The organism is Streptomyces sp. 4N509B, assembly GCF_052245655.1.
In the GTDB taxonomy this organism is placed as follows: Bacteria; Actinomycetota; Actinomycetes; order Streptomycetales; family Streptomycetaceae; genus Streptomyces.
On sequence record NZ_JBQQBZ010000007.1, the window covers coordinates 124,689 to 143,917 of the forward strand.

15 protein-coding genes and 1 pseudogene are annotated in these 19,229 nt (G+C 72.0%); 7 read left to right on the forward strand and 9 right to left on the reverse strand.

The window, feature by feature from the left end:
- Positions 1–7 precede the first annotated feature (7 nt).
- Both ngcE and acnA read right to left on the reverse strand, forming a co-directional pair.
- Positions 8–1,462, reverse strand: a complete 1,455-nt coding sequence (ngcE, locus tag ACTWP5_RS10205) for an N-acetylglucosamine/diacetylchitobiose ABC transporter substrate-binding protein (protein ID WP_443220498.1) — start codon at positions 1,460–1,462, stop codon at positions 8–10.
- 192 nt (positions 1,463–1,654) lie between these two features.
- Entirely contained in the window at positions 1,655–4,375 is a 2,721-nt protein-coding gene (gene acnA, locus ACTWP5_RS10210; RefSeq protein WP_443220499.1) for an aconitate hydratase AcnA, read from the reverse strand.
- A gap of 297 nt (positions 4,376–4,672) precedes the next feature.
- Between acnA and ACTWP5_RS10215 the strand changes: the two genes are divergently transcribed.
- On the forward strand, positions 4,673–6,202 hold the full coding sequence (locus tag ACTWP5_RS10215; protein ID WP_443220500.1) for a helix-turn-helix domain-containing protein: 1,530 nt from the start codon (positions 4,673–4,675) through the stop codon (positions 6,200–6,202).
- Positions 6,203–7,068: 866 nt separating this feature from the next.
- On the opposite strand, the pseudogene ACTWP5_RS10220 reads toward ACTWP5_RS10215, so the two are convergent.
- Positions 7,069–7,980 (reverse strand): annotated as a pseudogene (locus tag ACTWP5_RS10220) (non-reducing end alpha-L-arabinofuranosidase family hydrolase); the annotation flags it as partial.
- Between the two features lie 1,005 nt (positions 7,981–8,985).
- Here ACTWP5_RS10220 and ACTWP5_RS10225 point away from each other — a divergent pair.
- The gene (locus ACTWP5_RS10225) at positions 8,986–9,180 is read left to right on the forward strand and encodes a hypothetical protein (RefSeq protein ID WP_443220501.1); all 195 of its coding nucleotides are present in this window, start codon (positions 8,986–8,988) and stop codon (positions 9,178–9,180) included.
- An 877-nt stretch (positions 9,181–10,057) separates the two neighbouring features.
- Here ACTWP5_RS10225 and ACTWP5_RS10230 read toward each other — a convergent pair.
- Genes ACTWP5_RS10230 through ACTWP5_RS10240 form a run of 3 tightly spaced genes read right to left on the reverse strand, consistent with a single transcriptional unit; the run spans position 10,058 to position 12,124 of the window.
- Positions 10,058–11,002, reverse strand: a complete 945-nt coding sequence (locus ACTWP5_RS10230) for a MauE/DoxX family redox-associated membrane protein (protein ID WP_443220502.1) — start codon at positions 11,000–11,002, stop codon at positions 10,058–10,060.
- Between the two features lie 43 nt (positions 11,003–11,045).
- The gene (locus ACTWP5_RS10235; protein WP_443220503.1) at positions 11,046–11,660 is read right to left on the reverse strand and encodes a cell wall protein; all 615 of its coding nucleotides are present in this window, start codon (positions 11,658–11,660) and stop codon (positions 11,046–11,048) included.
- 38 nt (positions 11,661–11,698) lie between these two features.
- The gene (locus tag ACTWP5_RS10240; protein ID WP_443220504.1) at positions 11,699–12,124 is read right to left on the reverse strand and encodes a septal ring lytic transglycosylase RlpA family protein; all 426 of its coding nucleotides are present in this window, start codon (positions 12,122–12,124) and stop codon (positions 11,699–11,701) included.
- 303 nt (positions 12,125–12,427) lie between these two features.
- Between ACTWP5_RS10240 and ACTWP5_RS10245 the strand changes: the two genes are divergently transcribed.
- On the forward strand, positions 12,428–12,703 hold the full coding sequence (locus ACTWP5_RS10245) for a hypothetical protein (RefSeq protein ID WP_443220505.1): 276 nt from the start codon (positions 12,428–12,430) through the stop codon (positions 12,701–12,703).
- Positions 12,704–12,791: 88 nt separating this feature from the next.
- Positions 12,792–12,998, forward strand: coding sequence for a DUF3099 domain-containing protein (locus ACTWP5_RS10250; RefSeq protein WP_443220506.1), 207 nt, complete (start codon positions 12,792–12,794; stop codon positions 12,996–12,998).
- Between the two features lie 18 nt (positions 12,999–13,016).
- On the opposite strand, the gene ACTWP5_RS10255 is transcribed toward ACTWP5_RS10250, so the two are convergent.
- Complete coding sequence (locus ACTWP5_RS10255) at positions 13,017–14,321, reverse strand: Nramp family divalent metal transporter (protein ID WP_443220507.1); 1,305 nt, start codon at positions 14,319–14,321, stop codon at positions 13,017–13,019.
- Between the two features lie 182 nt (positions 14,322–14,503).
- Here ACTWP5_RS10255 and ACTWP5_RS10260 point away from each other — a divergent pair, with 182 nt between their 5' ends.
- Positions 14,504–15,739 carry an arginine deiminase gene (locus tag ACTWP5_RS10260; RefSeq protein WP_443220508.1) on the forward strand — a complete coding sequence of 412 codons (1,236 nt, stop codon included), beginning with the start codon at positions 14,504–14,506 and terminating at the stop codon, positions 15,737–15,739.
- Between the two features lie 154 nt (positions 15,740–15,893).
- On the opposite strand, the gene ACTWP5_RS10265 is transcribed toward ACTWP5_RS10260, so the two are convergent.
- Positions 15,894–16,760, reverse strand: coding sequence for a bifunctional 5,10-methylenetetrahydrofolate dehydrogenase/5,10-methenyltetrahydrofolate cyclohydrolase (locus tag ACTWP5_RS10265; protein WP_443220509.1), 867 nt, complete (start codon positions 16,758–16,760; stop codon positions 15,894–15,896).
- Positions 16,757–17,377, reverse strand: coding sequence for a cyclodeaminase/cyclohydrolase family protein (locus ACTWP5_RS10270; RefSeq protein ID WP_443220510.1), 621 nt, complete (start codon positions 17,375–17,377; stop codon positions 16,757–16,759). Before ACTWP5_RS10270 ends, ACTWP5_RS10265 begins: the two co-directional genes overlap by 4 nt.
- 212 nt (positions 17,378–17,589) lie before the next feature.
- Between ACTWP5_RS10270 and argF the strand changes: the two genes are divergently transcribed.
- Both argF and ACTWP5_RS10280 read left to right on the forward strand, forming a co-directional pair.
- Positions 17,590–18,588: an ornithine carbamoyltransferase gene (gene argF / locus ACTWP5_RS10275; RefSeq protein WP_443220511.1), complete on the forward strand. Its 999-nt coding sequence runs from the start codon at positions 17,590–17,592 to the stop codon at positions 18,586–18,588.
- 52 nt (positions 18,589–18,640) lie between these two features.
- A complete protein-coding gene (locus ACTWP5_RS10280; protein WP_443220512.1) occupies positions 18,641–19,144 on the forward strand; it encodes a cupin domain-containing protein in 504 nt (167 codons plus the stop codon).
- The last annotated feature ends 85 nt before the right edge of the window (positions 19,145–19,229 follow it).

Consider the following 19,229-nt stretch of genomic DNA (forward strand, 5'->3'; position numbering starts at 1 on the left):
GCCGGGCTCAGGAGTGCTGGAAGTGGTCGATCGACTCGTCCTCGCGCGTCGCGTCGGCGGCGCGTTGGCACTCGTCGATCGCCTGGGCCGGGGTGAGCTCGCCGGCCATCATCGCGGCGACCGCGCCGCCGACGCCCTCGTCGTTGAGCTGCTTGTACCAGTCGGGCAGGCGGGTGAGGATGATGTTGGAGCCGGCGGCGTTGAACATCTCCACGGCGCTGGCGAGCCCGGGACCGAGGTCGAGGCCCTGCTCCGCCCCGCGCACGCAGGAGAGGGAGGAGACGAGCCGGGTGAAGTTCTGGGCCGACTCCTTGCCGAGCATGATGCGCATGAACTCCAGGCCGCCGGCCACGTTGCGGGCGTCGGCGGGGACGATGAACGCCTCGCCGGGCTCGGCGCGGATGGTCTCGAACGGCATGGCGTCGCCCGCGTCGAGGCCGGTGGGCGGGCCGACGGCCATGTCGAAGTCCTCGGGCGTGGTGGAGCGCGCCTCGTTCTCCACCCAGGAGCCGTTCGGGATGAACAGCGCGTTGCCGGCCGTCCACTCGGCCTGGGAGTCCTCGTGGGTCATGCCGGGGGTGCCCTCGAGGACGAAGCCGCGCTCGTAGAGCTCGTAGTACGCCTCGAAGGCGGAGCGGACGGCGTCGTGGCGCCAGGCCTCGGGTTCGAGGTTGTCGATGGCGCGCATCACCTCGGCGCCGCCGATCTTGGCGATGAACGGGAACAGCGTGAAGAGGATGTAGTACGGGTACTGGCCGGCGTAGGTCCAGCCCGCGATGCCCTGGCGCTTGGCGCGCTGGCAGACGTCGATCATCTCGTCCCAGGTCCTGGGATAGGCGACGTCGAGGCGCTCCAGCGCGGCGCGGGAGAACCACTGTCCGTATATGTGATACGCGTAGTTGATGCGCCAACAGGCCGGATCGTCGCCGAACTGACCCATCTCGACGACGCCGGGCATGAGGGTGTCGCGGACGGTGGTGTTCGGGTCGTCCAGGCTCGGCGCGTCGAGGAGCTCGGTCAGGTCGGTGAGCTGGTCGTTGCGGATCAGGGCCGCGATGTCCATCTCCTGGGCGCCGGAGTTGTCGATGACGTCGGGCGGATCGCCCTGCACCATGCGGGGTTGGAGCCGGGACTGGATCTCCTGGGTCTTGGCGTGCGTGACCGGGCCGTAGCTCTCCTCGTAGATGGCCTCCGCGTCCAGCGCGTACTGGTCGCCGAAGCCGCCGTCGAAGATGACGACCTCCAGCTCGCCGTCGGGGTTGACGCCGAAGGGGTTCGCGTCGGTGCGTTCGACCCGCTCGACCTCGTCGCCGCCGCCGTCGCCGCCGCTGCTCGCGCAGGAGGTGAGCGCGGCCAGGGAGGGCACCGCGACCAGGCCCGCCGCGGTCGATCTGAGCACCGTGCGGCGGCCGGGGAGCGGTCGGTGGGGAGGGAATGGACGACGCTGCGGACTGGACGACATGGTGCGGTCCTCGCCTTCTTCAAGGGCCCGGATCCCGGATCTTGACAGGTATAGTCCAATCACCGCCGGGGTGGAAGATCGGGAACACGTTCACCGATAGGCTTTTCCGAGTCGAGACCTCCGCACACGCGAGCGCCCCGCCCTACCGACGGCCGGCGTCGGTGGGGCGGGGCAAGTGCCGTGGGGCGTGGGTTACTTGCGCAGCAGCGAACGCAGCACGTACTGCATGATGCCGCCGTTGCGGTAGTAGTCGGCCTCGCCCGGGGTGTCGATGCGGACGGTGGCCTCGAAGGAGGTGCCGGTGTCCGTGGTGACCGTCACCGTCTCGGGGATGCCGCCCTCGTTGAGCGCGGTGATGCCGGAGACGGAGAACGTCTCCTCGCCGGTCAGGCCGAGCGATGCGGCGGTGGAGCCGGCGGGGAACTGCAGGGGCAGCACGCCCATCCCGATGAGGTTGGAGCGGTGGATGCGCTCGTAGGACTCGGCGATGACGGCGCGCACGCCGAGCAGCGCGGTGCCCTTGGCCGCCCAGTCGCGCGACGATCCCGAGCCGTACTCCTTGCCGGCCAGCACCACGAGCGGGACGCCCGCGGCCTCGTAGTTGCGGGAGGCGTCGTAGATGAACGACACCGGGCCGCCGTCCTGGGTGAAGTCCCGGGTGTAGCCGCCCTCGGTGCCGGGGGCGATCTGGTTGCGCAGCCGGATGTTGGCGAAGGTGCCGCGGATCATCACCTCGTGGTTGCCGCGGCGCGAGCCGTAGGAGTTGAAGTCGCGGCGGGCCACGCCGTGCTCGGTGAGGTACCGGCCGGCGGGGGTGTCGGCCTTGATGGCGCCGGCCGGCGAGATGTGGTCGGTGGTGACCGAGTCGCCGAGCAGGGCCAGCACGCGGGCGCCGGAGATGTCGGTGACGGGCTCCGGGTCCGTGGTCATGCCCTCGAAGTACGGGGGCCGGCGGACGTAGGTGGAGTCGGGGTCCCACTCGAAGGTGGAGCCGGTGGGGATCGGCAGCGCGTTCCACTGGGCGTCGCCGGCGAAGACGTCGGCGTAGCTCTGGCCGAACATCTCCTGGCCGATGGCGGAGGCCACGACCTCCTCGACCTCCTGCTCGGTGGGCCAGATGTCCCGCAGGAAGACCGGCTTGCCGTCGGCGTCGGTGCCCAGCGGCTCGGTGGTGATGTCCACCTTCATCGAGCCGGCGATGGCGTAGGCGACGACCAGCGGCGGCGAGGCGAGGTAGTTCATCTTGACGTCGGGGTTGATCCGGCCCTCGAAGTTGCGGTTGCCGGAGAGGACGGAGACGACGGCGAGGTCGTTGTCGTTGACCGCCTGGGAGATCTCCTCCGGCAGCGGGCCCGAGTTGCCGATGCAGGTGGTGCAGCCGTACCCGACGAGGTTGAAGCCGAGCTTGTCGAGGTACGGGGTGAGGCCGGCGCGGTCGTAGTAGTCCATGACGACCTTGGAGCCGGGGGCGAGGGTGGTCTTGACCCACGGCTTGCGCGTCAGGCCGCGCTCCACGGCCTTCTTGGCCAGCAGCGCCGCACCCACCATCACCGAGGGGTTGGAGGTGTTGGTGCAGGAGGTGATGGCCGCGACGGTGACGGCGCCGTGGTCGAGCTCGAAGGAGGTGCCGTCGGCCAGGGTGACGGGGACGGAGGTGCTCGGCAGCCCGTCGGTGAAGGCCGGGGCGTCGGAGGCGGGGAAGGACTCCTTGCTGGCCTCGTCCTCGTCGACGACCGTCACGTAGGAGCGGATGTCGTGGGAGAACTGGTGCTTGGCGTTGGAGAGCGGGATGCGGTCCTGGGGGCGCTTGGGGCCGGCGATGGAGGGGACCACCGTGGAGAGGTCGAGCTCCAGGTACTCGGAGTAGACCGGCTCGCTGGCCGGGTCGTGCCACAGGCCCTGTTCCCTGGTGTACGCCTCGACGAGCGCGAGCTGCTGCGGGTCGCGCCCGGTGAGCCGCAGGTAGCTGATGGTCTCGGCGTCGATGGGGAAGATGGCGGCGGTGGAGCCGAACTCCGGCGACATGTTGCCGATGGTGGCGCGGTTGGCCAGCGGCACGGCGGCCACGCCCTCGCCGTAGAACTCCACGAACTTACCCACCACGCCGTGCTGGCGCAGCATCTCGGTGATGGTCAGCACGAGGTCGGTGGCGGTGGTGCCGGTGGGCAGCTCGCCGGTGAGCTTGAAGCCGACGACGCGCGGGATGAGCATCGAGACCGGCTGGCCGAGCATGGCGGCCTCGGCCTCGATGCCGCCGACGCCCCAGCCCAGCACACCCAGGCCGTTGACCATCGTGGTGTGGGAGTCGGTGCCGACGAGGGTGTCGGGGTACGCCTGGCCGCCCCTGACCATGACCACGCGGGCCAGGTGCTCGATGTTGACCTGGTGGACGATGCCGGTGCCGGGCGGGACGACGCGGAACTCGTCGAACGCGGTCTGGCCCCAGCGCAGGAACTGGTACCGCTCGCGGTTGCGGCCGTACTCCAGCTCGACGTTCACCTGGAAGGAGTCCGGGGTGCCGAACTTGTCGGCGATGACCGAGTGGTCGATGACGAGCTCGGCGGGGGCCAGGGGGTTGATGCGGGAGGGGTCGCCGCCGAGCTCGCGGACCGCCTCGCGCATGGTCGCGAGATCCACCACACAGGGCACGCCGGTGAAGTCCTGCATGATCACCCGGGCGGGGGTGAACTGGATCTCCCGGCTGGGCTGGGCGGCCGGATCCCAGCCGCCGAGGGCCCGGATGTGATCGGCGGTGATGTTCGCCCCGTCCTCGGTGCGGAGCAGGTTCTCCAGCAGGACCTTCAGGCTGAACGGCAGACGGGCGGCGCCCTCCACCGCTCCCAGCCGGAAGATCTCGTACGACTCGTCGCCCACTCGCAGCGTGCTGCGGGCGTCGAAGCTGTTCGCCGACACGACTGTCTCCTTCGTGCAGTGCATCGTCAGTGCGTGATTGCTCGCGTTCTACGGCAATCCTGCCGCCCCGCCCGTCGCTCGGCTCGCTGAGGTGAGCCTCAGTGGATCCTCGGCGGATCCCCGGTGGACCCGTCGGATCCCCGAGCCGGCGCGGGTGAGGGCGACCACGACCAGATATCTTGATGTCGAGATAATCGTAACATCGAACGGGTGACGCGGCCGGGCCCCCTCACCCGAATGGCCTGCCATAACAGCCCCCAACGAGCCTCATCTCATATGTGAGATAGAGTTTGATCCATGAGCGACGACTACCTTGCCCGGATCGGGCAGCTCATCCGGGACGCCCGCCAGCATCGCGGCTGGACACAACTCCAGCTCGCGGATGCTCTCGGCACCAGCCAGAGCGCCATCAACCGCATCGAGCGCGGCAATCAGAACATCAGCCTTGAGATGATCGCCCGCATCAGCGAGGCGCTCGACAGCGAGATCGTCTCCCTCGGCTACGCCGGCCCCATGCACCTGCGGGTGGTCGGCGGCAGGCGCCTGTCGGGCAGTATCGACGTGAAGACGAGCAAGAACGCCGCCGTCGCGCTGCTGTGTGCCTCCCTCCTCACCTCCGGCCGCACGCTGCTGCGCCGCGTCGCCCGGATCGAGGAGGTCTTCCGGATTCTGGAGGTCCTCAACTCCATCGGCGTCCGCAGCCGTTGGATCAACGACGGGGCGGACCTGGAGATCGTCCCGCCGGCCGAGCTGGACCTGGACGCCATCGACATCGAGGCCGCCCGCCGCACCCGCAGCATCATCATGTTCCTCGGGCCGCTGCTGCACCGCATGGACACCTTCAGGATCCCCTACGCGGGCGGCTGCGACCTCGGCACCAGGACCGTCGAGCCGCACATGATGGCGCTGCGCCGCTTCGGCCTCGACGTCACGGCGACCGAGGGCATGTACCACGCCACGGTCAACCAGCAGATCGCCCCCCAGCGGCCCATCGTGCTGACCGAGCGCGGCGACACCGTGACGGAGAACGCGCTGCTGGCCGCCGCCCGCCACGACGGCGTGACCGTGATCCGCAACGCCTCCTCCAACTACATGGTCCAGGACCTGTGCTTCTTCCTGGAGCAGCTGGGCGTGCGCATCGAGGGGGTCGGCACCACGACGCTCACCGTCCACGGCGTGCCCCAGATCGACCGCGACGTGGACTACTCGCCCTCCGAGGACCCGGTGGAGGCGATGAGCCTGATCGCCGCCGCGCTGGTCACCGAGTCGGAGCTCACGATCCGCCGGGTGCCCATGGAGTTCCTGGAGATCGAGCTGGCCGTGCTGGAGGGCATGGGCCTGGACCACGACCTCGGCCCCGAGTACCGGGCGGACAACGGCCGCACCCGGCTGGCTGACCTGACCGTGCGCCCCTCCAAGCTGGAGGCGCCGATCGACAAGATCCACCCGATGCCCTTCCCCGGGCTCAACATCGACAACGCGCCGTTCTTCGCCGCCATCGCGGCCAGCGCGCACGGCTCGACCATGATCCACGACTGGGTCTACGACAACCGCGCGATCTACCTCACCGACCTCAACCGGCTGGGCGGGCGGCTGAAGCTGCTCGACCCGCACCGGGTGCTGGTGGAGGGCCCGACGCGGTGGCGCGCGGCGGAGATGATGTGCCCGCCGGCGCTGCGTCCCGCCGTCGTGGTGCTGCTGGCGATGATGGCCGCCGAGGGCACCTCGGTGCTGCGCAACGTCTACGTGATCAACCGTGGCTACGAGGACCTGGCCGAGCGGCTGAACTCGGTCGGCGCGCAGATCGAGACGTTCCGCGACATCTGAGCACCCACGCCACCCCGCCGTCGCACCCCTGTCCGCGTACGCGCAGGTCAACAGGGGTGCGGCCCATTCGTGCGACCTTCTCGGCCACCTCGCGCCCGCTCGGCCGCGTCATCGCCGGATCCTGACACCCGGGAGGTCGGCGGGCCTTCGCCAAACCCCCGCCAAACCGCGTCCTGGACCCGGCCGGGCGGCGCCGGCGGGGTCCAGCGGCCCGCCGTTCCCACCCCTTCTGGTGACCGCGTGCTACCCGAGTCATGGCTCGGGCAGACGTGCGGGGTGTGACGGTCGTCAAGGAGTCGGCCCCGGCGGAGCGTGCCGCACGCGTCGTCGCGGAACTCGCCTCCAACGCGGTACTCCGCGCACGCGAACCCGGCCGCGCGATCGGCCGCGTCTTCCGGCTCACGCTCGTCTCCGAATTCTCCCTCGGGGTGTCTTCGTGTCGAGGTCGCCGACGCACGCGGGGATCTCTGCCCCGCGTCCCTCCGCCGGACACGGCGGACACGGCGGACACGGCGGGCGCCGACGGAGCCGCGGCGCTCCGCACCAGCGGGCGCGGCCTGGCGCTCGTCTCCGCGCTGGCCGACCGCTGGGACACGATCCCCCACCCACCCACCGGCCAGACCGTCCGGCCTGCCTCTCTCCGACGCGCGGCCCGCGGCGTCCACCGCGCCGCACCGCCGCGGTCCGTGCCCACGTTGACGGTCCCATGAAAGAGAGGAACCCCGGCCGACGTGCGGCTGGGGTTCCTCAAGGTGGCGACAAGGCGGTGCGTATCGGTCATCAGGTGGGGTTGCCCACGCCGTTAACCACTCGTCCACGCGTCGGCGGACCGCACCGCACCGCGGTCACCGTGGACCAGGCTGGTGTCACTGCCGGAGAGTGAGCAGGCCCGGCCGCCACGGCAGCTCGTTGTAGGGGGTGCCCGGCGGGGTGCCGTGGGGCAGGCCCTGGTAGAGGAACTGCAGGTTGCAGGGGTCGATGGTCATGGTCTGGTCGGGGTTGGCGCGGACCAGGTCACCGTGGCTGATGTCGTTGGTCCAGGTGGCGCCGCTGTTGGCCTTGCCCGCGAAGGGGTTGCTCTCGCTGGTGGCCTGCGGGGTCCACTGGCCGTCGAGGCTTGAGGCGGTGAAGGAGCGGAAGTAGCGCCCGTTGGCGCCCATCGCCTCGACGATCATGAGGTACTGGTTCTGGCCCTGGATCTTGTAGACCTGCACGCCCTCGAACAGGTTCTCCCTGGTGTCGGTCATGATGGTCTCGTAGGAGGTGCCGAAGCTGCCGGGGAAGTTCCCGATCGGCATGCTGGACCGGTAGATCCTGCCGTTGTCGCCGGCGAAGAACATGTACATGTTCTCGTCGTCAGCGATCAGGGTCTGGTCGATCGGGCCGGTGCCGGAGTCGGAGATGCTGCCGTTGAACAGCTCCCGGGGCTGGGACCAACTGTTGGGGTTGGTGGGGTCGTTGGAGGTGCTGTAGAAGAAGGGCCACTGACTCCACTGGGACGCCATGACCCAGATGTCCTTGGGCGCGAAGTAGAACAGCGTCGGCGCCACCGTCCCCACGTTCATCTGGGTCTGGCGGGCCGAGGCCATCTGCGACCAGTCCCCGAAGGGAGCGAAGCCTATCGAGCTGTACCCGGACCCGGTGTAGATCGAGCCGTAGACCAGGTGCTGGCCGTTGTGGACGACGGCGGTGAAGTCCTTCAGCGAGTCCCACCCGTTGGCTGGCTGCGCCAGCGCATCCGTCGACGACCACTGGTACGTCGACGGGAGGGAACACTGGCTGGCCGTGGACCCGTCGCCGGATCCAGCACCGCGCGCGGCGCCGCTGGTGTCCGCGGTGGCCAGGTCGGCGACGGGCGTCACCGCCAACGCGACCACGCTCGCGACCACGGCGGTGAGCAGCGCGGACAGGCGCCCACGGCTGATACGTCCTCTTGGCATGGGGATCTCCTCATCCCTGACTGGTTCCTGGTTAGGCGGTTCCGGTCGGCCCCGCTCCGCCAGAGGCTGTCCGAACCGTCGATGTGACGCGGTGCGCAACGGTCCGTGGCACCGGACCGGTCCTCGTGGCTTCCCGGTCATGCGAGAACTTCTGAAGGACCGGTGGCGACGCCCGGTGTCCTCGGGCCGCCGTGATACGCACCGAGCTGTGTCAGACGTTGATCGTCGGGGTGTGACCCCGCCGCACGGGGACCCCGCGTCCTCCGTGAGCCCTTCGCTCTGGTCGAGAACGGGGCCCGGGCTGGACGCTGCGGATGCGGATCCCCCGCTGACACCGTCGTACCGGATCAGCGCCGGTGCTCAGTCACCCACGCTCCCAGGGCGCCGACGGTGTCGGGCGCGGACCTGTGGTGCCGGCCACCGGCCGGGACCTCCTGGGCGATCAAATCGGTGACCACCGCGAAAACCTGGCGGAGAGAAGGCTCCGCAGAGAGGCAGGACATGGAAGATCAATCTCCTCGCGTGGGGGGCAAGGCGGCAATCGCGCCTCGGCGAAGAACTGAGCGATGCGGATCCGACCGTCGGGCGACCGTCCTCGCACCTTTGTGTGTGGGGGTACGTGACGGTTCGTGACGGAAATTTTCTGAAGATGTTCTGAAAATAAACTGCCTCAGGCAGCACTCGCCGTCAAGACCGCCGAGCTCGATCGGGCGCGCGCGCCTGGCAGCCTTCCCCGAAACGCCCGGCTTCCGCATCGCGGTACCGGGGGCGGGGAGGAGGCGCGTGGTCATCCGCTCACCGAGTGCGGAGCAACGGCACGCACAGGTTCCTCCTGCTGAAGGGATGCGTGGTGGCCGCCGAGGCATCGCCACGGCCGGCCGCAGCTTCCGGCTGCGCGTCAACTACCGCTCGGCCGAGGAGATCCTTACCTGGTCGGAGGGACTCGCACCCGTCTCCGTCGACGCGCTGGAGGGCGAGGGCACGGACTCGCTGGCCGGACACCGCTCCCTGCTCTGCGGGCGCCGGCCCCAGGCGTGAGGGTACGCGACGCGGCAGGAGGAGGCCGAGGCTCTGGTGGACCGGGTCCGCTCGTTGCCCGCCGACGGCCTCGCGCCGCACGAGATCGGTGTGCGCGCACGCGCCCGCGAAGGTCTGAGCGTGACGTCGAGCGGTGCCCCCGAGCCCGTTCCTTCCACCCGACACCGCGCCGCCTGACCGGCCGTCCGGCCCGGACCCGTGCGAACATTCCGTCAGAGGGCCGGAGCCGTTCTTACTCCTCGGGCCCACGGCACCCGTCGCGAGGCCGTCGCGGGCGACCTCGGCGAGCTGCCGGCTCAGCTCGTCGATTCGACGTATCCCTTCCTCGAACGCGGACAGGGCCCGGAAGGCGGAGCCGTACCGGCGCTGGTCGTCTGGGCGACACGTCCCGCTGGCGCTGGCGGAGCGACGGGTGTTCACGGAGCCGCGGAGGAATCCCCGCAGATAGTCCGTGTCGGGTTGCTCGCTGGCCGGGACCGGTTCCGGCCCCTCGTACGTGACGAGCCCGGCGCGGGCGAGGTCCGCGACGCTGGTGGTCGCGCCGTCCAGCGAGCCGGGGCCGGCGCCCGACGCGAGCTCGGGGAGGTGCCCGGCGAGGTGACGCAGCCGCTCCGCCAGCTGCTCGCGCAGGGCGGCGTACTCGCCGGGGTCGTCCCGGTCGCGGACCCGCAGGCGGCTGGCCGGGGTCAGGTCGACGGCGTCGTTGACTGGGCTAACGCTCCCTGGCACCACCCTGTGTGTACGGGCTCGCGTGGTCCGGGGCCGGTGCGGCCCGTCCGTGAGCCCGGCGCCCCCGTCGGGGCGCCGGGCCCCCTGACGCCCGTCGCTGGTGCCCGCCGCGGGCACGGGCCGCTTCGTGCGCCGCGGCCGGACGGGCTCAGGCCGCTGTCGCCGGCAGCCGGTCCTGAAGCGCCGCGGAGGTCAGGACCCGCTCCGACTCCTGGTCCACGACACTCACCCGGACGACGTGCCCGCGCGCGTCGTCCCGGTCCGCCGTGGCGTCCAGGGCGAAGAGCACCGAGACCGGCCGCTCACGGCCGTCCTCGCCCCGGTGGGCGCCCGTGTAGTGCAGAATCCGCCAACCGTCCTCGTCCCAGTGCTCCACCAGCCCCGAGCGGACCAACGGCATGGCCGTCTCCCAGGCCAGCGAGCGCTCCAGCAGCTCCACCGAGGCCGCCACCGGCACCGGGCCGCCCGAACCCGCCGCGGCGCCCGCGCCGGAGGCGAGCGGGTGTCCCGCGAGCCGCAGCCGCAGCCGGCGCAGCGGCAGCAGCCAGCGCCGGTCGGGACCGGCGGACAGGTACGCCAGGCCCACCGCGCCCGCCACCAGCAGCGCGCCAAAGCCGGCCGGGTGGTCACCGAACGCCCGCCACCACGGCGCCCCGTCGGCGAGGGCGGCGGCCGCCACCGCCGCGCCGCCCAGTGCCACGACGCCCGCGCGGGCGAAGGAGTGCCAGGTCACGGGCGTGTCGTCGTTGGCCGTGCAGCCGCAGGACGACTCGGGCGCCACCGCACGGGCGTAGCCCAGGTACCCGAGGAAGCCCGCGCCGAGCAGCGCCGCGCCGACGCCGGGAGCGGCGGCGAGCGCCGCGGGCGCGTCGAGCGCGGGAGCGGCCAGCAGCCCGACCGCCAGCGCCACCTCGGCGGCCGCGGCGGCCCGCAGCACGCGGGTGGCGCGGGCCCCGCCCCGCACCAGGCGGGGCAGCGCGGTGCGCGCGGCCTGGGCGGCCAACGCGCGGTCGGTGAGCTTGCCGAGTCCCGTGAGGGCCAGCAGGCCCGCCAGCAGGAGCGCCAGCGGGCTCGTCGCGGCGGTCCAGGTCATGATCGCGTCACCTTCCTCTCCTCCTTCTTCCCCGCCACGGCGGTCAGTGCCCCACCGTGACGCGGACCAGGTCGATGGAGTCGTCGGCCGGCCGCCAGGCGCCCAGCACCTGGGCGGGCTGGCCGATGCGCAGCCGGGAGAGGTCGGAGGTGAGGGCGCCGCCCGCGTAGGAGGCGGCGGTCTCCGGCAGCGTGCGGCCCATGAGCTCGTGGTTGCCGTGTGAGAGGTACAGCCGGCCGCGCTGGATGCCGCGGATGGTGGTGTAGAGGTTGACGATGTTGACCCACACGGCATCGGCGGCCATGGTCCCGTCGGGCATCTCCACGCCACGCGCGTAGAGCCCGTCGCCGACCTCGACGTCGTCGACCGTCGTGGGACGGACCTTCCAGACGCTGGTCGCGTGGGTGAGCTGGATGCGGTGGCGCTCGCCGTAGGAGCCCGCGACGTGCAGCAGGCTGCCGCTGACGGCGGTGATCCGGCCCTCGGCGAACGAGGTCTTCGCGATGGCCGGGTCCAGGGAGGGCGTGGGCTGGGCGAACGCCGCGTCGGCGTCGAGCGCCCCCAGCGCGGAGGCGCCGACGATGGTCGCGCCGCCCACGGCGGCGGAGCTGAGGAAGCCACGGCGGCCGAGGCGGTGCGCCGAGTGGTGCGCTGTCATGACGATCTCCTCCTGTCGTGTCTGTCGTGGTCCCGGGCTCACTCGGTGATGATCACGGGCAGCACGCCGGAGCTGAGGCTGCCGAGGGCGGAGAACGCGGCGGGGGTCAGGTCGAGCACCCGGTTGACGCGGCAGGAGCCGCCGCAGCAGGTCTGCTCGCCGCAGAAGCTGCGGGTGCGCGGGCCGCAGTCGGTGACGGTGACGCAGACGGTGGCGCCGGAGCACTGGTGTCTGACGTTCATCACCGACCCGCAGCCGCGGCGGACGATCCCGGTCTCGCCGCACAGGTCGGGGCGGGTGATGTCCCAGCACGCCTGGGACGCGTTGGGCCAGGCGGTGTGGTTGGCCGCGGAGCGGCAGTTGCCGCAGGCTCCGCCGCCGGCGGAGCCGCACGGCCCCCAGGCCGCGCCGCAGCAGAACCAGGTGGTCTCCCCCGCCCACAGCGGGGTTGTCGAGCAGGCCACGGTGAACTCCCTTCGGGAGGATGCCGGAAGTGTGGGGGGAACGAGCTTGGACCCGAGCAGATGTCCTGTACATGACATGCTTCTACGCGCATCACGACCACGCGTGAAGGCCTATCATCCCGGCTTCCACAGTCCAACACCAGAGGGCGAGACGTCCGCCACTGGTCCACTCCGTGATGGTTTCGCGAGCACTTCGAGGAGAAGATCCGACACGGACCCCGGAGGATCCGATTGAGCCGGCGATCTCCTGGGGAGATTGGTTACACAACGGTAACCACCCCGGCCGTGTTGAGGAGTTCGGTGATGGACCAGGCGCTGGAGAACAGGCTGGACAGGACGCTGGACAGCAGGACCTCGCGGCGAACACTGACGCTCTTCCTCGCGACCTTCGCCGTCGCCGTGCTGGCCTCCCCCCTCTTCGTCCTCTACGAACTGCTGCTCGGCACGCTCGGCCTCGTGGTTCTCGGCCTCGTCTCGCGCGTCCGGGAGGACCGCGCCACGATGACGGCCACCGTGATCGCCGCCGGCGTTCTCGCCGGGGGTCTGCCGTACCTCCTGGCGGCGGCCTTCGTCGCCTGACCGGAGCCGCGGCCGCCGGTCGGACCGGTGTCCGTCGACGTCCGTCACGCCGCCCGTCCGACGGGCGGCGCGGACGTAGGCTGAAGGTGTGTACGCGCGAAGGCGCCACCGCTACTTCGCGCTGATGACGCTCTGCATCGTGCTGTTCGTCGGCGCGTGGTCGGTGGTGCGCCTCTGGTCGGTGCCGGTGGCCGTGGCGATGTGTCTCGTGGCGGCCGTCATCCCGCCGATCGCGGTGATCGTGGCGAACCGCCGCGAGCCCGACGACCGCTGGTGGGACGAGGAGGAGCGCTGACCGCGCCGCGCCCCGCCGTCACCAGGGCAGGTCCCGGATCTCGTAGACGCACAGCACGGCGAAGAGGACCGCCGACCCCGCCAGCATGACGTTGCTGACCGGGCCGTTGCGCCATGCCGACGGCGCGTGGCGGGTGTTGAGCAGCCACAGCAGGGTGACGGCGAGGAACGGCATGAACATGGCGCCGATCACGCCGTACGCCAGGGTCAGCGCGACGGGGCGGTCCGTGAACAGCAGCAGCATGGGCGGGAAGGTCAGCCACAGCACGTAGAGCCGGAAGGGCCAGGAGCGCTCGTGCTCGGCGACGCTCTCCGAGGTGGCCCCGCTCGACCCGCTCCCCGCGCTCCCCCCGCTCGCGCCCGCGCCGCCCCGCTGGCTCGCCACGAAGCTGGAGAAGAGCAGGCTGACGCCGTGCCAGACGCCGACGACGGAGCTGAACGCCGTGGCGAAGAAGCCGATCAGGAAGAGGTTCATCGTCGCCGTGCCGAAGCGGTCCTCCAGCACCTCGCCGATGTCGAGGAGGCCCTGGTCGCCGCTGGCCAGCGCGATCTGTCCGGCGTGCAGCAGCTCGGCGCCGACGATCAGCATCGCGATGACGAAGATCCCCGTCATCGCGTAGGCCACGCGGTTGTCCAGCCGCATCACCGGGATCCAGCGCGGGAGCGTCCAGCCCTTGGCGTTCACCCAGAAGCCGTACGCGGCCAGGGTGATCGAGCCGCCGACGCCGCCCATGAGTCCCAGGGTGTAGACGAGGGAGCCGTCGGGGACGGTGGGCACCAGGCCCGCTGCGAGCTCGCCGAGGTCCGGGGTCACCCGCAGCGCGACGCTGACGACGACCACGAACATCGCGCCGACGAGGATCGTCATGATCCGCTCGATGACGGCGTAGCGGTTGAACCACACGCAGACCAGGCCCAGCAGCCCGCAGCAGATGCCCCAGAAGCGGTACTCGGGCCCGTCGGGGAAGAGTGCCGCCAGCGGCAGCCCGCTCGCCGCCATGGCGACCGCGCCGTAGACGAAGCCCCAGACGACGACGTACGCCCCGAAGTACCAGGCGGTCCACGGGCCGAGCAGCCGCCAGCCGTCGAAGATGGTGGTGCCGGTGGCCAGGTGCCAGCGGCCCGTCGCCTCGGCCAGGGATATCTTGATCAGGCAGCCGAGAACGGCCGCCCACAGCAGGGTGTATCCGAACCGCTCGCCCGCGACGCTGGTGGCGATCAGGTCCCCGGCGCCGACACCCGTCGCCGCGACGACCAGACCGGGACCCACGAGCCGCCATCGCTGGGAGGGGAGTTGGGACTCCTCATCGCGCGTCTTCGCCACGGTGGACTTCTGCCCCCTGGGACGCACCCCACACGCCGCAGGCGCACGAACCACTGTTCGGGCGGAGAACCGGAGAACCGGAGAACCGGAGAACCGGAGAGCCGGAGAGCCGGATGTCCTGGGAACCGGAGGAACGGTGGGGGACCCCACCGCGGCGAGGGTCGTCGGCGAGGATGGGAGGCATGACGTACCACGTGTCCTCCGAGACCGGCCGGCTCCGTCGGGTGATCCTCCACCGGCCCGGTCTGGAGCTGAAGCGGCTGACCCCGTCCAACCGTGCCGACCTGCTCTTCGACGACGTGCTGTGGGTGCGCCGCGCGCAGCAGGAGCACGACGCCTTCGCCCGCCTGCTGCGCGAGCGCGGCATCGCCGTCCACCTCTTCGGCGAGCTGCTGACCGAGAGCCTGCGCGTGCCCGAGGCCCGCTCCCTGGTCCTGGACCGGGTCTTCGACGAGCGCGAGTACGGGCCGCTCGCCACGGAGCAGCTGCGCGCCGTGTTCGACGCGCTGCCCACCGCCGAGCTGGCGGAGGCGCTGATCGGCGGCATGACCAAGCGGGAGTACCTCGAACGCTTCGTCGAGCCGGTCTCGGTCCGCTTCCACGTGATGGCGCCCGACGACTTCCTCCTCGGCCCGCTGCCGAACCACCTCTTCACCCGTGACACCTCGGCCTGGGTCTACGACGGGGTGGCGATCAACGCGATGCGGTGGCCGGCCCGCCGGCGGGAGAGCGTCCACTTCGAGGCGGTCTACGGCCACCACCCGCTCTTCGCGGCCGAGCGCGCCGGCGCCTTCCACACCTGGTCGGAGGGGGAGGGCGAGCACCCCTCGACGATCGAGGGCGGCGACGTGCTGGTCATCGGCAACGGCGCGGTCCTCGTCGGCATGAGCGAGCGCACCACCCCGCAGGCGGTGGAGCTGCTGGCCCGCCGGCTGTTCGCGGCCGGCTCCGCCCGCACGATCGTCGCGCTCGACATGCCGAAGCGGCGCGCGTTCATGCACCTGGACACGGTGCTGACCATGGTGGACGGCGAGACGTTCACCCAGTACGCGGGGCTCGGCATGCTCCGCTCGTACACGATCGAGCCGGGCGCGGGCGAGAAGGAGCTGAAGGTCACCGACCACCCGCCCGAGCACATGCACCACGCCATCGCCGCCGCCCTGGACCTGCCGCGCGTGCGGGTGCTCACCCCGACGCAGGACGTGCACTCCGCCGAGCGCGAGCAGTGGGACGACGGGTGCAACGTGCTGGCCGTGGAGCCGGGCGTGGTCGTCACCTACGAGCGCAACGTCACCACCAACACCCACCTGCGGGAGAACGGCATCGAGGTGCTGGAGATCCCCGGCAGCGAGCTGGGGCGTGGTCGCGGCGGGCCGCGCTGCATGAGCTGCCCGGTGGAGCGGGACCCCGTCGCCTGAGGCGTTCGCGGCCGGCGCTCCCGGACCGCTCCCGGCTGACCCCTGTCCTGTCCCGACCCGTCCTGACCTGTCCAGATCCGTCCGAGACCTGTCCGGGACCCGTCCGGACCAGTCCAGACCTGTCCAGACCTGTCCGGGCCAGCCAGGAACGGCCCTACGCGTGGCCGTTGGAGGCGGCGGCCGTGGTGGCCGCCGCCCGCGCGGTGTGGCGCAGCAGCAGCGCGGTGGTCACGGGGCCGACGCCGCCGGGGACCGGGGTGAGGGCCGAAGCCCTGGCCGAGGCCGAGACGGCGTCCACGTCGCCGACCAGGCCGCCGTCCGGCGTGGGGTTCGTGCCCACGTCGACGACCACCGCCCCCGGGGCGAGGTGGCGGGCCGTGATGAGGCCGGGGCGGCCGGCCGCCGCCACGACGATGTCGGCCCGCGCCGTGACGGCGGCCAGGTCCGTGGTGCGGGAGTGGCAGACGGTGACGGTGGCGTCGCGGTCCAGCAGCAGGTGAGCCAGGGGCTTGCCGACGACCGTGGAGCGGCCGACGACGGCGACGTGTCGGCCCGCCAGGTCGACGCCGTGGTGGTCGAGGAGGCGGACGACGGCCTCGGCGGTCGCCGGGGCGTGGGCGGTCAGCCCGGCGGCGAGGCGGCCGAGGGAGAGGGGGTTGGCGCCGTCCACGTCCTTCTCGACGGCGATGGCGAGGGCGGCCTCCTGCTGCGTCACGCCCACGGGCAGCGGGGTCTGGAGGATGATCCCGTGGACGGTCGGGTCGGCGGAGAGCGCGGCGAGGGTCGCCCGGATCGTCGGGGCGTCCGCTTCGGGGCCGAGGTCGGTGACGTCGCAGGTGATGCCGACCTTGACGGCGGCCTTGGCGATCGAGCGGACGTACCAGGCGGTGGACTCGTCCGCGGTGGCGACGACGACCGCGAGCCGCGCCGGGACGGCGGCGGTCTCGGTCGCGGTCTCCACGCGGACGGCGGCGGCCAGGTCCCTGCCCGAGAGGACGGAGGGGACGGAGGGGAGCCTCATGCGGCGATCTCCTCACGGACGGCGGCGGTGACCCGTTCGGCGCGGGCGGCGAGGTCGTCGACGGTGGCGGCCTCGGCCGTGAGCTCGGCCCGGGCCCGGTCGTCCCGGACGCCGCTCAGGTTGGTCTCGACGTTCAGCCGGGCGGTCGTGGCGGCGGCCCGCGCGGCCTCGGCGGCGGCGGCCACGTCCGTGACGACGGTGCGGTTGCCGATCGGCAGGAGCTCCTCGGCCAGCTCGACCAGGGTCCTGGCGAGCGCGATCACGCCGGCGGGCGGCCTGGCCGCGGTGGCCAGGGCCCGCGCGATGGCGGCGGAGCGTGCCGCCCTGGCCTCGTCGGTGTCCCGGGGAAGGCGGTAGGCCTCGGCGACGAGGCCGAAGGCCGCCGCGTCGTCCTCGGCCAGCCTCAGGGCGAGGCCGCGCAGCTCGTCGGCGCGGGCCGTGATCCGCTCGATCGTGGCGGCGTGCGTGGCGTACTTCGCTCCCGTGCTGTAGCGGGCGACCATGCCGAGCAGGGCGGCGGCCTGCGCCGCGTGGAGGCCGGCGGTGGCTCCGCCGCCGGGCGCGGGCACGCGGTCGGCCAGCTGGTCCAGGAACTCGCTGATCTTCTGCTCGCGCATGGGCGGTCGTCCTCCGCGGCGGTCTCGGGCGCTCTCGCGTCTCGACGGTCTCGGGCGGCCCGGATCGGGCCGGGACGATCTTCCCACGGAGACGGGGGCGGTTGCCCCGGTTTCCTCCAGCTTGTTGCATAGTCATGCTGAATGACGTATAGAATTGCCGCGACCCCCCACCGTCCGACGCCGGATCCGAACCGCGACAGGGAGAAACCCGGATGCCCACCGACCTCACCGGCCGCCACCTCCGCAGGGAACTGGACCTCACCGCGGAGGAGTTCCGGCAGCTGCTGGGTCTGGCCGCGGAGCTGAAGGCCGCCCGGCGGGCGGGGAGCGAGACGCGGCGGCTGACCGGCCGGCACGTCGCGCTCGTCTTCGAGAAGAGCTCCACCCGCACCCGTTGCGCCTTCGAGGTCGCCGCCGCGGACCAGGGGGCGGCCACGACCTGTCTGGAGCCGTCGGGCACCCACATCGGCCACAAGGAGTCGGCGAAGGACACCGCCCGGGTGCTGGGACGGATGTTCGACGCGGTGCTCTTCCGCGGCCGGGAGCAGCGGACCGTGGAGGAGCTCGCCGAGCACGCCGGCGTCCCGGTGTACAACGGGCTGACCGACGACTGGCACCCCACGCAGATGCTCGCCGACATGCTGACGATGACCGAGCACGGCGGCAGGCCGCTGGCGGAGACCTCCTTCACCTACCTGGGGGACGCCCGCAACAACATGGGGAACTCCTATCTGGTGACCGGCGCGCTCCTCGGCATGGACGTGCGGATCACCGCCCCCCGGCGGCTGTGGCCGACGGAGCCCGTCGTGGCCGAGGCCCGCGCCGTGGCCGCCCGGACCGGCGCGCGGCTGACGCTGACCGAGGACGTCGCCGAGGGGGTCGCGGGCGCCGACTTCGTCGCGACCGACGTGTGGGTCTCCCTCGGCGAGCCCAAGGAGGTCTGGGACGAGCGCATCGAGCTGCTGGGCCCGTACGCCGTGACGAGCGAGGTGCTGCGGGCCACGGGCAACCCCGAGGTCCGCTTCCTGCACTGCCTGCCGGCCTTCCACGACCTCGGCACCGAGGTGGCCCGCGAGCTCCACGCACGGCACGGACTAACCTCACTGGAGGTGACGGACGAGGTGTTCGAGTCGCGCCACTCGGTGGTCTTCGACCAGGCCGAGAACCGACTCCACACCATCAAGGCCCTGCTCGTCGCGACGCTGACCTGAGGCGGGCGGCGCGCGGGGACGCGGGAGGAGACGGGAAGGGGAGGTGGTGGCGGTGACGGCGTCCAACGAGTCCGGCGGCCCGCCCGCGACCAGCGTGGAGTGGCGGCTGACGGACGCGCTCCGCCAGCTCGACGCGAACCTGGTGCGCCTGCGGCCCGGCGCGTCGATCACCGAGCACGTGGAGGCCGACCTCGACGTGCTCGTGTGCGTCACGGCGGGGAGCGGCCGGCTCGACGCCGACGGGCGGGCCACGGAGCTGGCCCCGGGGGGCCTGGCGTGGCTGCCGCGCGGCACCGCCCGCGCCGTGACGGCCGGCCCGGACGGGCTGAGCTATCTCACCGTGCACCGCCGCCGCCCCGGCCTCGCCGTGCGCGGCCTGACGGCGAGGGCCGAGCCGGAGCCGTCGCCACCACCGTCGCCGTCGCCGGCTCCGCGGCCGGAGGGCGGCGAGCCGGTCTGCCTGCTCCACCGGGTCTGCACCGAGTGCGGTCGCTTCGCCGAGGAGCGCGACGCCCGGTACTGCGCCCGCTGCGGCACGCCGTTGCCGAGCGAGTGAGGCCCTCCTCCCCCGTGCGCCACGCCGGTGCCCCCGGGACGACGCGTCGGACCGCCGTCGCGTCGTCCCGGGGGCACCGGAGCAC